This is a genomic window from Ligilactobacillus sp. ESL1201, assembly GCF_058503265.1.
In genome coordinates, this window is the sequence record NZ_CP196362.1 from 922405 (window position 1) to 940597 (window position 18193).

Genomic DNA, 18193 nt, shown 5'->3' on the forward strand with positions numbered 1-18193 from the left:
TAAGTGACTAAAATACAATAGGGGGCTCCAGACAAAAGTCTGTTTTGTCTGGAGCCTCTATTTTTAGTGTTTTATTTCCTTGTAAGCATAGATTAACCGCGCTTTGAAAAACCAGCAGTCTGCGGCTAGCTACTTGCTTTTGTTATGATTGCCATCACTGCTAAAATACTGTTTTAGGCCGGTAACGATTTGAGTAGTAACTTTATTTTGGTAGGATGCAGACTTGATCTGAGAGAAGTCCGGCTCGGAATTAATGTAACCCAATTCGAGTAAGACCGCGGGTTGAACGGTGTCGCGGATCACTAAAAAATTACCCGGCTCGACGCCGCGGTTGTTTAAGGAAAGCGAATTGAATTGCTGACTTAAGCTGTTGGCTAATGGTAGGGATGAATCTTTATGGTAATAATAAGTAGTCACTCCGGATGCGAGGTTAGCCTTGGGCGAAGAATCGAAATGGAAACTGATAAACGCGTCGGCGTGCGTCCGTAACGCTAAGGCAGGACGCGCCGTGAGTGAAACGGTTTGGTCTGTTGTCCGGGTCAAGTAAACTTTAGCTCCTGTTTTGCGCAGCTTAGCCGCAGTTTTTTGCGCGTAACGTAAGGTGTAATTTTTTTCTTCGTGGTGTTTTTCGGTGGCAGCCAGGGCTCCCGAATCGGAACCACCGTGACCGGGATCTAACACGATCGTTGCGTTAGCCAGACTGGTGATTTGATTATGATAGGTGGGGGCGATCATCCAGTCGGCGATCCAACCGTTGGTGTGGCCGTCGTTAACGTAGAGCCAGTGATACCTAGTTTTAAGGATCGTCAACCGGGTTTGTTTAGGGACGGTAGTTTTTTGCTCATACTCAATTCCCGGGCCTTTTTTTAGCACTGCTTCTTCGGTTTGGACTACGACTTGTTGAAAATAGTGAATGGTGCGGTAGCCCAGCAGACCGACTAAAAAAATAATGATCGCTGCTAATAATATTTTATTACCCGCAATTTTACGACTGTGCATTTGTTTCACCACCTACGTTTACTGAACTAATATCAATTATACAAAATTTAGTGGCATTTGAAAATCGTTACTCGCATTTGTTGGAGCTGAGCCCCTTGCTTTTGGCTCACTTTATTTGTATACTAATTTTGAAAACCAATGATAAAGAAGAGTAGTTTTAATTAACTTGGAAGAGAGCGGAAAGAAGTGCTGCGATTTCCGTCAAGTTGCTAAAATGAAGACACTTTTGAGGTGCATAATTGTCGCTGCTGCAGCGTTATTGCCAAGTGAAAAATAAAGGTGGTACCGTGCAGTTTGCGCCCTTGGCTAGTAGCCTCGGGCTTTTTTTATGGAATCAAACAATTCAGAGGAGGAAATTATGAAATACCAACGTCCAAAGGGAACCGCGGATATTTTGCCGCAAGAGGCGAGTCGCTGGACAGCAATCGAAAATATTGCCCGCCAAGTCTTTGCCAATTACCGTTACCAAGAAATACGCACGCCGCTGTTTGAAAATTTCGCCGTTTTTTCCCGCACGTCCGGTGAAACTTCGGACATCGTTACTAAGGAAATGTATGATTTTTACGATAAAGGCGACCGCCACATTACCTTGCGTCCGGAAGGAACTGCGGGAGTCGTGCGGGCTTACGTAGAAAATAAATTATACGGTCCGGAAGTGGCTAAACCCTTTAAAACTTTTTACATGGGACCGATGTTTCGCTACGAACGGCCCCAATCCGGCCGGATGCGTGAGTTTCATCAAATCGGAGTAGAGGCTTTTGGCTCTCAGTCCGCAGCGCTTGACGTCGAAGTGATCGCGTTAGCCGTTGACTTGCTGCAACATTTTGGTTTATCCCATTTGAAATTAAGCTTGAATACTTTGGGTGACCAAAAGACCAGAGCCGATTACCGGACGGCGTTGCTTGAGTTTTTAGCACCGCATAAAGAAGAGTTGTCGCCGGATTCACAGGTCAGGATGGAACGTAATCCTTTACGTGTTTTGGATAGTAAAGAACCTCAAGACCAACAGATCGTTGCTGACGCCCCGCAGATCCTGGACTATTTAACGCCGGAAGCCAGTGAACATTTTGCGCAGGTTAAACAGTATTTAACTGCACTGGGGATCGAATACGAGATCGACACTCAAATGGTGCGGGGATTGGATTATTACAACCACACGATCTTCGAGTTGATGAGTGATTCGCAAGCCTTTGGTGGCAAGTGGACTACGGTTTGTGCGGGTGGTCGTTACAATGGTTTGGTCGAACAGCTGGGCGGTCCGCAAACACCTGGAGTTGGCTTTGGTTTAGGGGTCGAACGTTTATTACTAGTGTTAGCGGCCGAACACATCGAAGTTGCGCAACCACAGGGATTGACCGCTTATGTAGTAGGAATCGGTGAAGTGGCTCAGGTCACGACTTTGAAAGTGGTGCAAGCCTTACGACATCAAGGCTTTAGTGCCGAACGCGATTATTTAGACAAAAAGCCGAAGGGCCAATTTAAAGCGGCTAACAAAGCACAGGCGAGTTTTACTTTGACGATTGGGGAAGCCGAACTAGAATCGGGAATGATCAACGTTAAAGAAATGAGTAGTGGTAAGGAAACTAAGGTCGCATTGCAGCAGGTCTATCAGGATTTTGCGCGGGTGCAAGCTAATTTTTCAAAGGAGAAGTGAAAATGAAAAAAACGACTTATGCGGGGCTGGTTGACGAAACTTACTTGGAAAAACAAGTTGTTTTACAAGGTTGGGTCCAAAAACGCCGGGATCTAGGTAACTTGTTGTTTGTTGATTTGCGGGACCGCGAAGGGATCGTTCAGTTGGTTTTTAGTCAGGAATTTGGTGCGGACGCGTTGGCCGTTGCTGAAACCCTGCGCAGTGAATACGTGATCGAAGTCCAGGGTAAAGTTGTCCGTCGTGCGCAACCTAACCATGAGATCCCAACCGGTGAATTTGAAGTGGAAGTTGCTCAAGTGACCGTGCTTAATAAAGCGAAGACGCCACCGTTTGATATTCAAGACGATACCACTGCTACCGGTGATTTACGTTTGAAATACCGTTACTTAGACTTGCGGCGCCCGGAAATGCAACGTGGCATGCGGATCCGCAGCAGGATCGTTCAGACCGTCCATCGTTATTTAGATGAACAACAATTCATTAATATTGAAACGCCGTACTTAACTAAATCCACACCGGAGGGTGCTCGTGACTACTTGGTACCTTCACGCGTTTATCCGGGACATTTTTACGCTTTACCGCAATCCCCGCAGTTATTTAAACAGCTACTGATGGGTGCCGGGTTTGACCGCTATTACCAGATCGCGCGTTGCTTTAGAGACGAAGACTTGCGTGGTGACCGGCAGCCTGAATTTACGCAGATCGATTTGGAGACGTCGTTTATGACGGCTGAAGAAATTCAGGACCTAACGGAAGGTTTGCTCAAAGCTGTCATGAAAGAGACGTTAGGGATCACAATTCAAACGCCATTACCGCGGATCACGTGGAACGAGGCAATGGCGCGCTACGGGTCCGATAAACCGGACGTGCGTTTTGGCCTCGAATTACACGACATGGCACAGGTAGTAACGGGCGCGGGCTTCAAAGTTTTCGATAACGTCTTACAAGACGGCGGACAGGTCAAGGCAATCGCCGTGCCGGGTGGAGCTAAGGCTTACTCACGTAAACAAATCGAAGCTAAGCAGGATTATATCAAACGTTTTGGTGCTCAGGGGTTAGCCTGGGTCAAGGTGACGGAACAAGGAGAGTTGCAAGGACCGATCGCCAAGTTCTTCAAGGAGCAGCAACAAGAATTGATCGCGGCAGTGGAGGCTCAGCCGGGTGATTTGATTTTATTTGTAGCGGCTTCGGCTAAGATCGTCGCGGATTCCTTGGGCTACCTACGTAAGAATTGTGCCCAGGAATTAGATTTGATCCCTCAAGATCAATTTGCTTTCTTATGGGTAGTTGACTGGCCGTTGTTTGAATACAGCGAAGATTTTGGCCGTTACATTGCAGCCCACCATCCGTTTACGATGCCTAACGAAGAAGACTTAGAGTTGTTGAAAACAGACCCGCATAAGTGTCACGCACAAAGCTATGATATCGTACTTAATGGTTACGAATTGGGTGGTGGTTCGATCCGGATCCACCAACGTAGCGTTCAAGAAGAGATGTTTAAGGCGTTGGGCTTTAGCGAACAGCAGGCTAAAGAACAATTTGGCTGGTTCATGGACGCCTTGGATTATGGTTTCCCGCCTCATGGAGGATTAGCGATCGGGTTAGACCGCTTCGCGATGTTGTTGGCTAAACGCGACAATATCCGTGAAGTGATCGCCTTTCCGAAGAATTCGAAGGCGGCAGAGCCACTGACCAATGCACCGAGTGCGGTAGCTGCTAAACAATTAGCGGAATTGCACCTGAAAACTGAAGAATAAGTTAAAAAAGTACCCCGTAAGCCAGTAATTCTGGTAATGATGGGGTGCTTTTTGTTAGAATGAGTTTTTAATGGTGCTTAAATAGTAAAACGAGGTTAAACAATGGATGAATTGCAACGAATGTGGCGTAGACATGAGTACGTAGCCAAAGCTTCAACGGCTTTAATGTATGGGATTATCGTTTCGATCGCAATGAACTTTTTTTGGACTCCAGGACATATTTATTCTTCGGGAGTTACGGGGGTGGCTCAGCTGCTAGCGACTTTGTGTCAGCAAACGCCCCTGAAGTTGACGGCTGCTTTTTGGTTGTTTGTATTAAACGTACCGTTATTTGTTTTAGCTTGGTTGCAAATCGGCCGGCGTTTCACCATCTTTACTTTTTTGTCCGTAGTTTTTGCCAGTCTCATGATCAAAGTGTTACACCCGTTGACACTGACCCATGATCCAATCATCTGTGCGATCTTTGGGGGTGCGTTAAACGGTTTTGGAACGGGGATGGCGCTTAAAAATGGGATCTCGACGGGTGGCTTAGATATTCTGGGGTTAATCTTACGCAAAAAAACTGGCAAGTCGATCGGGACGATCAACTTAATATTCAATACGGCGATCGTTGTGGCAGCTGGTTGGGCTTTTGGCTGGCCGTATGCATTTTATTCGGCATTAGGACTGGTGGTCAATGCTAAGGTGATGGACATGCAATACACGCGCCAGCAAAAATTACAGGTGCTGATCGTAACTTCTGAATCTCAGCGGGTCGTTGAGTGTTTGCAAAGTAAAATGCGGCGAGGAGTGACGATCGTGCACAATGCAGAGGGCGCTTATAAGCATGACCGCAAGGCAGTTTTACTGACGGTGATCTCGCGTTACGAACAGCCTCAGTTACAACAAGCGCTGCGTCAAGCCGATCCCCATGCGTTTGTCAGCATCGCGGAAAACGTGCAGATCATGGGACACTTTTACGAACCAGACCTGTAAGTGAGAAGAGGGGTTAGAAAATTGCGCAAGAGTATTTACCTGTGGCTATTGTGGCTGTGGTCACACGTAGTCCGAACTAAAAAGCCGACGAGTGTGGTTTACGTGTTGAGTTTTAGCGGTAACGAGGATTTCATCGTTAAACTGGCACAGTCCGCGCCCAACGCTTTTTGTGTTTTGTATCGTCAAAATTGTCAAGCAAGTGCACAGAAATTACGCCAGCAGGGCATCAGGGCGGTGGAGTTTCACGACGGCTGGTCGTTTATTTTTACTAAACTAAAGTTGATCATGCAAGCTAAGCTAGTTTTTGTTGACAATTACTACGCCTTTTTAGCGGGGTGTGCGTTTAACAAGCGGACTCGGGTGATCCAACTATGGCATGCTAATGGAGCCGTCAAGACCTTTGGGTGGCAAGAACCACGCACTAAAACGCGTTCGGCAGCCGCCAAGCGTCGTTTTCAAAAAGTTTATGACCGCTTCAGCGATTTTGTAGTTGGCTCCGCTAAAATGGGGAAGGTTTTTTGTTCCAGCTATCACGTTAACCAAGACAAGATCAAAGTTTTAGGCTATCCGCGCACCGATCAGTTTTTTGCGGCGAATAAAAATCAAGTGTTGCGTGAGCAAATTGAGCGCGCACACCCCGAATTGCGGGGAAAAGAGGTTATTTTGTACGCACCGACCTACCGGGAAACTCCCACAGGGCACAGTTACTTTGAATTTCCAGCTGATTTTACGCAGGTGGTGCGCGCATTGAGCGACCACCAAGTAATGGTGATCAAATTACACCCCCACGTGGTAGGTGCGGCGGCTTTCTTGCGCGACCAGCACTTCTCGCACTTAGTGTGGGTCACTGATTTTAGCACGGAACAATTACTGGTAAGAGCCGACCGCTTGATCACTGATTATTCGTCGGTGATCTTTGATTACGCGTTATTGCCAACTGCCGGTCAGATGCTATTTTATTGTTTTGATCACTACCAATACCAGCAGATCGTCGGCATACAAGCCGACTTCAGGGAATGGCTCCCCGGCCCCTTTTTAACCGACGGCGCCTCGTTACTCGCCGCGTTACAACAGCCCGCTGCCACAACGGATTACAGCGAGTTTAACCAGTTGTGGAATAGTGCCAATCACGGGCAAGCGAGCGCCAACGTGTTGCGCTATTATTTCTAATTGCTTTGTTCGAGGTTTTCGATGATCAGCATGGCGGTTTCTTCGATCGACTTGTTAGCGACGTTGATGATCAAACACCCGATTTTGTGATACAGGTCGGTGGCAAATTTAAGTTCCTTATTAATGTTTTCGATGCTGGAATAATTAGTATCAAGGTCTAAGCCGTAAGAAAGCATTCGTTGTTGGCGAATGTTGTTTAAGATCGTCGGGTCGTTGGTCAAACCAAAGATTTTTTGCGGGTCGATCTGAAAAATTTCGTCCGGGATCTTGGTTTGTGGCACGAGTGGCAGGTTAGCGACCCGGTAGCCCTTATTTGCTAAGTAAAGCGACAGCGGGGTCTTAGAGGTCCGAGAAACGCCCAGTAAAACGATGTCTGCTTTTAAAAAGCCACTGGGGTTTTTACCGTCATCGTAGGTGACCGCAAATTCGGTACAGGCGATGCGGTTGAAGTAATTTTGGTCCGTATGGTGGTTCATGCCGACCTCTAATTTAGGTTTAACAGCGGTCTGTTCACTAATGATCGTTAACAAGGGATTGAGTGCGTCGAAGTGGCTTAACTGGTTAGCCTGGCAAAATTTCGCAATTGCAGCACTTAATTCTTGAGCCACTAAGGTGTGGACGATAATTGCATTTTGGCGTTTAGCGTATTTCAAAATGCCGGATAGTAATGAATTAGTCCGTACCAAAGGATAACGGCGGATGTGAAACTTTACTTCTGGAAACTGGACGATTGCCGCTTGCACGAGGCTATAAGCCGTCTCGCCCAAGGAATCGGAAATAATAAAAATTGTTTTTTCTTTTTTAGCTTTAGTAGTCATAATCTTCACTCCTTGATCATATTATAAGGGGTGAAAGGGATTTTTTCATCGTTGGGGCTAAATTTTTGGCGTCAGATTGGAAGAAAAGATTGACGCAGTTTTTATGTTTAGTTATAATGTAATGGAACTGTTGATTTTGTGCTATTTTTGTGCATGTTAGACGGTTATCTTAAGCTCGGAGGGAGGGAAAACATCATGTCTAAGACTGTCGTTCGCAAAAACGAATCTCTTGATGACGCTCTTCGTCGCTTCAAACGGACCGTTTCTAAAACAGGCACGTTGCAGGAATACCGGAAACGTGAATTTTATGAAAAGCCGAGTGTAAGGCGGAAGAAAAAATCTGAAGCCGCACGTAAGCGGAAAAACAAACGGCGTTTCTAGTGACCTAAGGAGGCACCTGCAATGAGTTTATTAGCGACATTGCAAAAAGATTTGGTAACGGCCATGAAGGCTCATGACAAAGAAAAGTTAAGTACGATTCGGATGTTAAAAGCGGCTGCTACCAATGAAAAAATCAATCTGGGACACGATTTGACCCCAGATGAAGAAATTACGGTATTAGCGCGTGAGCTAAAACAACGCCAGGAATCCCTGGCTGAGTTTCAAAAAGCAGACCGCAGTGAAGCCGTGGCTAAGTTGCAAACTGAGATTGCTTTGGTGCAGAGTTATTTGCCCCAGCAGTTAACCGAATCTGAGTTAAAAGAGCTGGTACAACGGGTAATGACGCAACTGCAAGCAAGCTCTCCAGCTGATTTTGGCAAGGTAATGGGAGCTGTCATGCCGCAGGTCAAAGGGCGGGCTAATGGCAAAGCTGTCAGTGCTGCTGTCAAAGAGTTACTAGCTAAATAATGATAGTGTTATTTATGGGGGCTTGGGACAAAACTATGTTTTGTTCCAGGTCCTTTTTTGTTTTGGTAAATGATAGTCTTGATCGTGTTTACCAAACAAGTAATCTAGGTTCCTAGGAATACAACAGCTAACGGCTTTTTTCGCAACTCCCCTTTACGCATAAAATAAAGTTACACGCTAGTTCCCGACTTGCCAACTCAAGCACCATAGGCTATATTAAGTGTATTATTATGTTACTCTAGTTAAAGGAGACGTTTAATTGTCAGAACAGATGACCGAACAGCGGATCAACATTGCCGACCCTGAAGTGCAAGCAAGTTTATCTGGAGTAGGTGACCGTAATTTGCAACTGCTCGAACAAGAAGGACAAGTTACGATCAAACCCTTTGGTACGGAATTTAAAATCAGTGGAACCCCTAGTGCCGTTCAGCAAGTGACTCAGGTGATAGCACAATTATTGCAGCTATTACACCAAAAAGTGATGATTGGCCCTAGTGATATTTTGACGGCCTTAAATATGAGTAAGAAGGGGACCTTAGAGTATTTTAGCGACTTATATAGTGAAACGTTATTAAAAGACCGGCGGGGCCGACCGGTACGGGCTAAAAATGCCCACCAAAGACAATACGTTCAAGCCGTTCAGCATAAAGACTTAGTCTTTGGTATCGGCCCGGCAGGAACGGGAAAGACTTTTTTAGCCGTGGTCATGGCGGTTGCAGCGTTGAAGAAAAAGGAAGTCGAACGCTTGGTCTTAACGCGTCCTGCGGTCGAAGCCGGTGAATCATTGGGCTTTTTGCCCGGCGACTTAAAGGAAAAAGTCGACCCGTATTTGCGGCCAATTTATGATGCGCTGTACGCAATTTTAGGCAATGAACGCACCGAACGGTTGATCGAACGGGGTGTGATCGAAATTGCACCTTTAGCTTATATGCGGGGGCGGACTCTAGAAAATGCCTTTGTGATCTTGGACGAGGCTCAAAATACGACTAAACCGCAGATGAAGATGTTTTTGACCAGGCTCGGTTTTGGTTCCAAGATGATCGTCAACGGCGATATCAGTCAGATCGATCTGCCGCACGGAGCTAAACAAAGTGGTTTGATCCAGGCCCGGTCGATTTTACAGGGATTAAAGCAACTGGAATTTGTTGATTTTGCGGCAGAAGATGTTGTGCGTCATCCGGTTGTTTCCGCAATTATTAATGCTTATGAGCACGCTAACGATGAAAATCACGGAAAGTAGGAAAGCAAGAATGGACCTAGAGATAATTGATCAGACTAAGCAAGCATCTGCCGCATGGTTGCAGTTGATAACGGACTTGCTCAACTTTGCTGCGCCGTACCTGGATCTGCCTGAAGATACCGAAATGTCTGTCACTTTGGTTGATAATGAGGCGATCCACGCGCTTAATAAACAGTATCGGGGCGTAGATAAGCCGACCGATGTGATCAGTTTTGCCATCGAAGAGACCGCCGTCGACGAAGTGCCGATCATTTTGGCGGCAGATGAGCATTTACCTAAAAATATCGGCGACATCGTCGTCTCCTTAGATAAGGTCAAAGAGCAAGCCGAGTATCTGGGGCACTCGCAAGAAAGAGAGCTCGGTTTTTTGGTTTTACACGGCTTTTTGCACTTAAACGGCTATGATCATATGAAAGAAGAAGACGAAAAGGAAATGTTTGGTCTACAAAGAAAGATCTTAGCTGATTATGGCCTCAAAAGATAAAAAAACGGGGACTACCAAGTGGAAAAACCGCCACTTTTGGCAGTCCGTTTGTCACGCTAGGGATGGTTTAATCGCCGTTTACCGTAACGAACGCAATTTTCGTTTTGACGTGTGGGCCGGGGTGTTAGTGATCATTTTGAGCCTGTTTTTAAGGCTAAACACGTGGCAGTGGTTAGCGCTACTACTAGCGGTTTTTTTGGTACTGAGTAGTGAAGCGTGGAATACCGTAGTCGAAAATATCGTTGATTTGATCTGTGGGACAACACCCAATAAGTACGCCAAACTTGCCAAAGATATTGCGGCCGGAGCGGTTTTGTTAGCTACTTTTTACGCGTTAGTGGTGGCAGCCTTAGTTTTGATACCACAGATCTGGCGTCGGGTAATTCAGTTACTTTAATGTGAGTAGGAAGGAAAACAGTAGTATGGATAAAGAGTTTCATTCGGGTTTTATCGCCATTTTAGGGCGACCTAACGTTGGTAAATCGACTTTTATCAATCAGGTTGTCGGCCAAAAAATCGCGATCATGAGCGACAAACCGCAGACTACCAGAAATAAGATCCAGGGTATCTACACCAGAGACGACGCGCAGTTGATCTTTATTGATACGCCGGGGATCCATAAACCACACAGTAAGTTGGGAGATCTGATGGTCAAAGCGGCGTTGTCGACGTTAAACGAAGTCGACGCCATTTTGTTGATGGTCAACGCTACCCAAAAACGCGGGCGGGGTGATGATTTTATCATCGAGCGGCTAAAAAGCGTCAAAAAGCCGGTTTATTTACTGATCAATAAAATCGATCAGATCCATCCTAATAAGTTACTAGCGATCATGGACGATTACCGGCAGACCTTGGATTATCAAGAAATTTTCCCAATTTCAGCGTTACAGGGTAATAACGTTCCCGAATTACTGGAAAACTTAGTACAGGCGATGCCAGAAGGACCGCAGTTTTACCCGGCAGACCAAGTGACCGATCACCCGGAAAGATTCATTATTGCCGAACTGATCAGGGAAAAGGCGATCTTGTTGACTAAAGAAGAAGTTCCGCATTCGGTGGCGGTAGTGACTGAAAGTGTCAAACGCCAGGACCAACAAAAAATTCAGGTGGCGGCGACGATCATCGTGGAGCGTAACAGCCAGAAGGGAATTTTGATCGGTAAGGGCGGCTCGATGCTCAAAAAGATCGGTACCTTGGCACGTAAGGAAATCGAAACGTTGCTGGGAGATAAGGTTTATTTGGAATTATGGGTCCGGGTCAAAGAAAACTGGAAGGATCGCAGGCTAGACTTGCAGTCCTTGGGCTATCGTGACGATGACGAATAATAAAGCGGTGAGTTAAATGGCACTTCACCATAGTGATTTTGACGGCTTGGTAGTTTCACGGACTAATTATAAGGAACGCGACTTACTGGTCAAAATTTTGACCGCCCAGTTTGGGTTTAAAACCTTTTTAGTTCGGGGAGCTAGGAAAGCCCGCTTTAAACTAGCGGCCGCGGTTTTGCCGTTTGCGCACGGCACTTATTTTGGTAGCATTAACGACCACGGCTTGTCTTATATCTCCGGGGTCCGGGAACTAGCGCAATACCAACAAATCTATGTCGATATCAGGCTAAATGCCTACGCTACTTATATTTTTAGTTTAGGGATCGCTGCTTTTGGGCAAGACGTTTTGTTGCCGGCCGGTTGGTTTACTAAGATCCAGCAGGCGTTGACACTGATCGACCAGGGGTTAGATCCTCAGATCATCACTAATGTGCTCGAGGTTCAGTTATTGCCCGTTTTTGGAGTGGGTCCCCAGTGGCGTTATTGTGTGGTGTGTCAAGAAACTCACGGTCCGTTTGATTTTTCTGAAAGTTACGGGGGCATTTTGTGCCAGCACCACTGGTACCTAGATCCTCACCGGTTACACTTGCAGCAAAAAACGGTCTATTACCTGCGCTTATTTTCAGTTTTACGGTTGGAGCGGCTGAATTCGATTAAGGTCAATCCCGCGATTAAAAAACAGTTGCGGCAGACTTTAGATACACTGTACGATAACCAGGTTGGTATTTTTATTAAAGCTAAAAAATTTTTAAATGAAATGGACTTGTGGCAACCCACACCCAAAGAGTAGGCGATAAGATCTGTGGGGCAGGATAATTATGTTTGGGTTGACCTTGCGAGGAGGAAATCAGATGTCAAAAAAATTAAGTGTGCAAGAAATTATTTTAACGCTCCAGCATTTTTGGTCCGAACAAGGCTGCATGTTGATGCAGTCGTATGATACTGAAAAAGGAGCAGGAACGATGAGCCCGTATACTTTTTTACGGGCGATCGGTCCGGAACCATGGAACGTGGCTTACGTGGAACCTTCACGTCGACCAGCGGATGGGCGTTATGGTAAAAACCCGAATCGATTATACCAACATCATCAGTTCCAAGTAGTGATGAAGCCGTCGCCGGCCAATATTCAGGACTTGTATTTAGACAGTTTGGCCGCACTGGGAATCAAGGCTAAAGAACATGATATCAGGTTTGTCGAGGATAACTGGGAAAACCCTTCGATGGGGTGTGCTGGAGTTGGTTGGGAAGTTTGGTTAGACGGCATGGAAGTCACTCAGTTTACATATTTTCAACAGGTCGGCGGACTAGAAGTTTGGCCGGTCGCCGCTGAAGTGACCTACGGACTGGAACGTTTATCTTCTTACATCCAAGACGTTCAGTCTGTATTTGACTTGGAATGGGCTAACGGGGTCAAATACGGCGATATTTTCTTACAGCCGGAATACGAACAGTCTAAGTATGCGTTTGAGACCAGCAACGAAGAGATGTTATTGCAGGCTTTTACGACGTATGAAAAGGAAGCTAAGGCCCAGATCAAAAATGGTTTGGTCCACCCAGCATACGATTACATTTTGAAATCTAGCCATACCTTTAATTTGTTAGACGCTAGGGGAGCCGTTTCGGTGACCGAGCGTGCTGGTTATTTAGCCCGGATCCGCAACATGGCTAAAGATGTGGCTAAGGCGTTTGTCAAGGAAAGAAAAAAGCTGGGCTATCCTTTGATCAAGGATGAAAAATTACGGCAGAAATTATTAGAGGAGGACGCTTAAAATGACGCACACGTTTTTACTGGAGATCGGTTTAGAAGAGATGCCTGCGCACGTAGTCACTCCTAGTGTTAAACAACTTGCTCAACGGATGGCGGACTTTTTACAAACAGAGCGGCTCGAATACCAAGAAATTCAAACTTACGCCACACCGCGCAGACTAGCCGTTAAGGTGTTAGGGTTAGCCGCAAAGCAAACTGATATTGAAAGTGAAGCTAAGGGTCCCGCTAAAAAAATTGCCCAAGATAAAGAGGGTAATTGGACTAAAGCGGCGCAAGGATTTTGCCGGGGACAAGGTGTTGCTCCAGACGAGATCTACTTTAAAGAATTTAAGGGCACGCAATACGCCTACGTTACTAAAAAAGTGGCTGGGGTCAAAGCCAGTGAAGTTTTGGCTAAAGTAACCACGGTCATCAAGGCGATGCGCTTTCCGACGATGATGCGCTGGGGGGTCAACGAGTTTGAATACGTGAGACCGTTACGTTGGTTAGTGTGTTTGTTAGACGACCAGGTCTTGCCGCTCGAATTGTTAAACTTGCGGGCCGGCCGGGTTTCTGCGGGCCACCGTTTTTTGGGAGAGCCAGTCGAGCTCACCTGTGCGGCGGATTATCCTAGCGCTTTAGAAAAACAGTGGGTGATCGCAGACCAGGACCGTAGGAAACAAATGATCCAAGCGCAGATCACGCAGTTAGCGGATAAAAGGGACTGGCAAGTCGTAGTTGACGATGACTTACTAGAAGAAGTGACGAACTTAGTCGAGTACCCGACCGTTTTTGCGGGTGATTTTGCCCCCGAGTATTTAACATTACCGGCCCCGGTTTTGATCACTTCGATGCGTGATAACCAGCGTTTCTTTTACGTGTTAGATGCAAACGGCAAGTTGTTACCGCATTTTGTGGCCGTACGCAACGGCAATTCCGAATACCTGGAAAACGTGGTCGCTGGTAACGAGAAGGTATTGACAGCTCGTTTAGAAGACGCGAAGTTCTTTTACCAAGAAGACCGGCAAAATGCGATTGCTACGGACGTTGCGCGTTTGCAACACGTTATGTTTCACGACAAGATCGGAACGATGGCCGAAAAAATGCAGCGTGTAGGTGTTTTAGCCCAACAATTAGGAAAACAGGTTGGCTTGACTACCACACAGCTCCAAGACCTGCAGCGGGCTAGTGCGATTTATAAGTTTGATTTGGTTACGGGTATGGTCGGCGAGTTTGCCGAATTACAAGGCGTGATGGGTGAAATTTACGCACAAGCTGCCGGAGAAAATCAGGAAGTCGCACAGGCGATCAGGGAATCTTATCTGCCGTTAAGTACGCACGGTAAATTACCACAGAGTCCTGTCGGGGCGTTACTAGCCGTTGCCGATAAATTAGACAGCATTCAAACCTTCTTTGCGGCGGGAATGTTGCCGAGTGGGTCTAATGATCCGTACGCGTTGAGAAGACAAGCTGTGGGGGTCATCAGAATTGCAGTTCAACAAAAGTGGCCGTTATCGGTAGCTTCTTTAGAAGACGTTTTACGCACAGCACAGCAACAATTACCGGAGTTATACCAAAATGTACTACCTGAAACTAACCGAGACGCGCGCCAGCAGTTTATGTTAGAACGAGTGGCACAGTTGTTGACTGAGCAGCACTATGACTTTGATATTGTGCAGGCAGTTACTGCTCATGGCGATAATACTTTTGCCGAGATCTTCTCCGCCGCTCAGGTTTTGACCAGTCATCAAAAAGAAGAGCAGTTTAAACCCGTGATCGAAGCTTTGACCCGGACGATCAACTTGACCACTAAAAATCAGGACTTGATTGGGACCAAAGTTGACGAAACGTTATTTCAAAATAGTAGTGAACGCGAGTTAGCGGCGCAGGTGGCTAAAATCAGTGAGAAATACTACCAAGTTGACCTAGAACAAAAATATCAGCTGTTAGTTGCCTTGTGTCAACCGATCAGTGCCTATTTCGAACAAACGATGGTGATGGCTAAAGATCAAGCCTTACGGCAAAATCGCTTAACCCAACTGGCGCAAATTACTAAGTTGACCCGCTCTTTTGGTTCCTTGAATCAACTAAACGTTAAGTAAGCGAGTAGCACACATAATGCTTGCACCGGTTTTTATTTCAGTATAAGATAATGCGTGATTGCAATTTTGACCAGCAATGAACTGGGGTGATGGAGTGCAGCGACAAATTCCAACGGCAGTGATCGATGAAATTCGTGGTGCGGTAAATATTTTAGACATCGTAGGGCAATACGTTCAGTTACATCGTTCCGGTAAAAACTGGTTTGGGTTGTGTCCGTTTCATACGGAAAAAACCCCGTCTTTTTCGGTCAGCGAGCAAAAACAGATTTTTAACTGTTTTTCTTGTCACCGCGGGGGCAATGTTTTTAAATTTTTAATGGAGATCGAAAACATTGGCTTTGTTCAGGCGGTAAAACGAGTAGCGCAGTTAGGTAATGTTACTTTGGACGATGCTAGTAGCACGGCCTTGCAGGAAGCAAAGTCAACGGTAACTACCGTTTCTCCGCAAAAAGCGACCCTGATGAAGTATTATCAAAGCAGTGCAGAGTTTTATCACCATATTTTACTCAATACGCAGGTCGGGCAACCGGCACTAGATTACCTGCACCAGCGTGGGCTAGATGATGATCTGATCACCCAGTTTCAGCTGGGGTTCGCACCGGCTAAGGCATTGCTGCCTTTTTTGCGGCAGCAAAAAGAGGCCGACGAACAGTTATTCCGGGATTCGGGATTATTTGGGACCAGCCAGGATGGCAATTTGACCGACCGTTTTTTTGAACGGGTGATGTTTCCCATCCGGAATGCTAACGGGCAGGTGGTTGCTTTTTCGGGTAGGTTGCTGACTAAAAGTGAAACGCAACCTAAGTACTTGAATTCACCGGAAACGCCACTATTTACTAAAAGCCAGGTCCTGTTTAATTTCGATCAGGCTAAAGCTGAGATCAGAAAGAATAAAAACGTGATCTTGTTTGAAGGCTTCATGGATGTTTTAGCCGCTTACCGTGCGGGAGTCAAAAACGGGGTGGCATCGATGGGGACGAGTTTAACGACGGAACAAATTTATTTGCTGGCGCGCGTAACGCATAATGTTAGTGTTTGTTATGACGGGGATTCTCCCGGCCAAAAGGCAAGCGCGCGGGCGTTGGATTTGTTAGCGACTACCGGGCAGTTTCAGTTAAGTGTTATTCAACTACCCCAAAAGCTGGATCCCGACGAGTACGTGCGTCAGTACGGGACTGAGCGTTTTGCGCAATTTGTCGCCGATAACCGCGAAAGTGCCTTAGCTTTTTACCTAAATTACTACGAACAGGGGCGTAATTTAGATAATGAATTAGACCAGTTGGCTTATTTGGATGACGTATTGGCTAAGATCGCCCAGTCGTCCGACGGCTTAGAACAAGATCTGTATTTAAATCGGTTAGCTCAGCGTTTTGGGATCGATAAGGAACGTTTAGCGGCTCAGGTCAGTGAATTAAAACCGCAAAAACACCGCACTTCACCGGCTAAACGACCACTTGCTGATCTTGCTGTTAGTGCTAAACAACAAGAACCGCTCCATTATTCGCGAGTGGAACAAGCCGAACGATTATTACTGTTTCGAGCGTTGCACGAACCGGCAGTTTTGTACCACGTAACTAGTCTGGCGGACTTTTGTTTTGTCCATGAAAATTACCAAACGATTTTTTTACTGGCGCAAGCTTATTTTGAGCAGTATGATGAATATGATAGTGCAATTTTCTTAGATTTTGTGCAAGACGAGGTGTTGCAACAGGTCGTTTTGTCGTTAGAAATGCAACAGTACACGCAACAAAGCACGCAACAAGAAGTTGATGATTGTTTGACTTTGATTATGCAGACTTCACCGTTACAACAAGAAGTTGCACGGTTAAAAGAACAACTGACGCGGGCCAAAAGGATGAATGACCAAGAGGCGATCACTGAGTTGACGACTAAATTAATTCAGCTATTACAGCAAACTGAAACAATCCAAGGAGGACTTTGACTTTGGCGGGAGATAATCAGAAAAATAATAAAATTACGCAAGAAAAGTATAAAAAAGAACTCCGTAAGTTAATTCACGAATATAAGCCCAAAAAACAAATCAAATATAATGAATTATCGAAGCGATTGGCAGAGCCGTATCACTTGCAAGCAGACACTATGGATAAATTGATCGGTGCCGTTGAAGATGCGGGGATTTCCGTGGTAGATGAAAACGGCAATCCTAGTGAACAGGCGTTACGTGCGGCCGATAAACAGGCTCAAAGCGCTAAAAAAGACGTTTCCGCACCATCGGGGATCAAGATCAACGACCCGGTCCGGATGTATTTAAAAGAAATCGGGCGTGTCGATCTATTGACGGCCGACGAAGAAATCGCCTTAGCCTTGAGGATCGAACGGGGCGATGAATCGGCCAAACAGAGGTTAGCAGAAGCCAATTTACGTTTGGTAGTTTCGATTGCTAAGCGCTATGTCGGTCGGGGCATGTCTTTTTTGGACTTGATCCAAGAAGGCAATATGGGCTTGATGAAGGCCGTCGAAAAGTTCGATTACCGCAAGGGCTTTAAGTTTTCGACTTACGCAACGTGGTGGATCAGGCAGGCGATCACCCGGGCGATTGCCGATCAAGCACGGACGATCCGGATCCCCGTGCATATGGTGGAAACGATTAACAAACTGATCCGGATTCAGCGCCAGTTGTTGCAGGATTTAGGTAGAGAACCGATTCCCGAAGAGATTGGGGCCGAAATGGAAATGCCAACCGAAAAAGTGCGTGAAATTTTGAAAATCGCACAGGAGCCGGTTTCGTTAGAAACTCCGATCGGCGAAGAAGACGACTCTCACTTAGGTGACTTTATCGAAGATCACGAAGCAACTAGTCCGGCGGACCACGCAGCTTACGAGCTGTTAAAAGAACAGTTAGAAAGCGTGCTGGATACCCTAACGGACAGGGAAGAAAATGTCTTACGGCTGCGTTTCGGGTTAGACGACGGTCGGACTCGGACCCTAGAAGAAGTGGGACGTGTTTTTGGAGTCACGCGGGAACGGATCCGTCAGATCGAAGCCAAGGCGTTGCGTAAGTTGCGCCACCCGTCTCGTTCAAAACAACTCAAGGATTTTTTGGATTAATCAT

General features: G+C 46.2%; 17 protein-coding genes. 15 read left to right on the forward strand and 2 right to left on the reverse strand.

Annotated features, from left to right (window positions below; translation table 11 throughout):
- Positions 1-129: 129 nt before the first annotated feature.
- A complete protein-coding gene (locus ACSYSK_RS04730) occupies positions 130-999 on the reverse strand; it encodes an N-acetylmuramoyl-L-alanine amidase (protein WP_491715754.1) in 870 nt (289 codons plus the stop codon).
- A gap of 358 nt (positions 1000-1357) precedes the next feature.
- On the opposite strand from ACSYSK_RS04730, the gene hisS reads away from it, so the two are divergent.
- The 4 genes from hisS (at position 1358) to ACSYSK_RS04750 (ending at position 6555) form a co-directional block, all read left to right on the forward strand.
- Positions 1358-2653, forward strand: a complete 1296-nt coding sequence (hisS, locus tag ACSYSK_RS04735) for a histidine--tRNA ligase (RefSeq protein WP_491715755.1) — start codon at positions 1358-1360, stop codon at positions 2651-2653.
- 2 nt (positions 2654-2655) lie between these two features.
- Complete coding sequence (aspS, locus tag ACSYSK_RS04740) at positions 2656-4410, forward strand: aspartate--tRNA ligase (RefSeq protein ID WP_491715756.1); 1755 nt, start codon at positions 2656-2658, stop codon at positions 4408-4410.
- A gap of 102 nt (positions 4411-4512) precedes the next feature.
- The gene (locus ACSYSK_RS04745) at positions 4513-5385 is read left to right on the forward strand and encodes a YitT family protein (RefSeq protein WP_491715757.1); all 873 of its coding nucleotides are present in this window, start codon (positions 4513-4515) and stop codon (positions 5383-5385) included.
- A 21-nt stretch (positions 5386-5406) separates the two neighbouring features.
- Positions 5407-6555, forward strand: coding sequence for a CDP-glycerol glycerophosphotransferase family protein (locus ACSYSK_RS04750; RefSeq protein WP_491715758.1), 1149 nt, complete (start codon positions 5407-5409; stop codon positions 6553-6555).
- Here ACSYSK_RS04750 and ACSYSK_RS04755 read toward each other — a convergent pair.
- Positions 6552-7373, reverse strand: coding sequence for a pyruvate, water dikinase regulatory protein (locus ACSYSK_RS04755; RefSeq protein ID WP_491715759.1), 822 nt, complete (start codon positions 7371-7373; stop codon positions 6552-6554). The genes ACSYSK_RS04750 and ACSYSK_RS04755 overlap by 4 nt on opposite strands.
- Positions 7374-7568: 195 nt before the next feature.
- On the opposite strand from ACSYSK_RS04755, the gene rpsU reads away from it, so the two are divergent.
- The 11 genes from rpsU to rpoD all read left to right on the forward strand — a co-directional run bounded on the left by rpsU (position 7569) and on the right by rpoD (position 18189).
- On the forward strand, positions 7569-7754 hold the full coding sequence (gene rpsU / locus ACSYSK_RS04760; protein ID WP_491715760.1) for a 30S ribosomal protein S21: 186 nt from the start codon (positions 7569-7571) through the stop codon (positions 7752-7754).
- Between the two features lie 21 nt (positions 7755-7775).
- A complete protein-coding gene (locus ACSYSK_RS04765) occupies positions 7776-8222 on the forward strand; it encodes a GatB/YqeY domain-containing protein (RefSeq protein WP_491715761.1) in 447 nt (148 codons plus the stop codon).
- Positions 8223-8481: 259 nt separating this feature from the next.
- Positions 8482-9462, forward strand: coding sequence for a PhoH family protein (locus ACSYSK_RS04770; protein WP_491715762.1), 981 nt, complete (start codon positions 8482-8484; stop codon positions 9460-9462).
- Between the two features lie 10 nt (positions 9463-9472).
- Positions 9473-9946: an rRNA maturation RNase YbeY gene (ybeY, locus tag ACSYSK_RS04775; RefSeq protein WP_491715763.1), complete on the forward strand. Its 474-nt coding sequence runs from the start codon at positions 9473-9475 to the stop codon at positions 9944-9946.
- A complete protein-coding gene (locus ACSYSK_RS04780; protein ID WP_491715764.1) occupies positions 9930-10343 on the forward strand; it encodes a diacylglycerol kinase family protein in 414 nt (137 codons plus the stop codon). The genes ybeY and ACSYSK_RS04780 overlap by 17 nt, the downstream gene beginning before the upstream one ends.
- 25 nt (positions 10344-10368) lie before the next feature.
- Positions 10369-11271, forward strand: a complete 903-nt coding sequence (gene era, locus ACSYSK_RS04785; protein WP_491715765.1) for a GTPase Era — start codon at positions 10369-10371, stop codon at positions 11269-11271.
- A 16-nt stretch (positions 11272-11287) separates the two neighbouring features.
- Positions 11288-12061, forward strand: a complete 774-nt coding sequence (gene recO, locus ACSYSK_RS04790; protein ID WP_491715766.1) for a DNA repair protein RecO — start codon at positions 11288-11290, stop codon at positions 12059-12061.
- 61 nt (positions 12062-12122) lie between these two features.
- Positions 12123-13040, forward strand: coding sequence for a glycine--tRNA ligase subunit alpha (gene glyQ, locus ACSYSK_RS04795; RefSeq protein ID WP_491715767.1), 918 nt, complete (start codon positions 12123-12125; stop codon positions 13038-13040).
- A gap of 1 nt (position 13041) precedes the next feature.
- Positions 13042-15120, forward strand: a complete 2079-nt coding sequence (gene glyS / locus ACSYSK_RS04800; protein ID WP_491715768.1) for a glycine--tRNA ligase subunit beta — start codon at positions 13042-13044, stop codon at positions 15118-15120.
- Between the two features lie 94 nt (positions 15121-15214).
- Positions 15215-17062 (forward strand): DNA primase, encoded by a 1848-nt coding sequence (gene dnaG, locus ACSYSK_RS04805; protein WP_491715769.1) that lies wholly within the window; start codon positions 15215-15217, stop codon positions 17060-17062.
- 32 nt (positions 17063-17094) lie between these two features.
- Positions 17095-18189, forward strand: coding sequence for an RNA polymerase sigma factor RpoD (gene rpoD, locus ACSYSK_RS04810; RefSeq protein WP_491715861.1), 1095 nt, complete (start codon positions 17095-17097; stop codon positions 18187-18189).
- Positions 18190-18193: the final 4 nt, after the last annotated feature.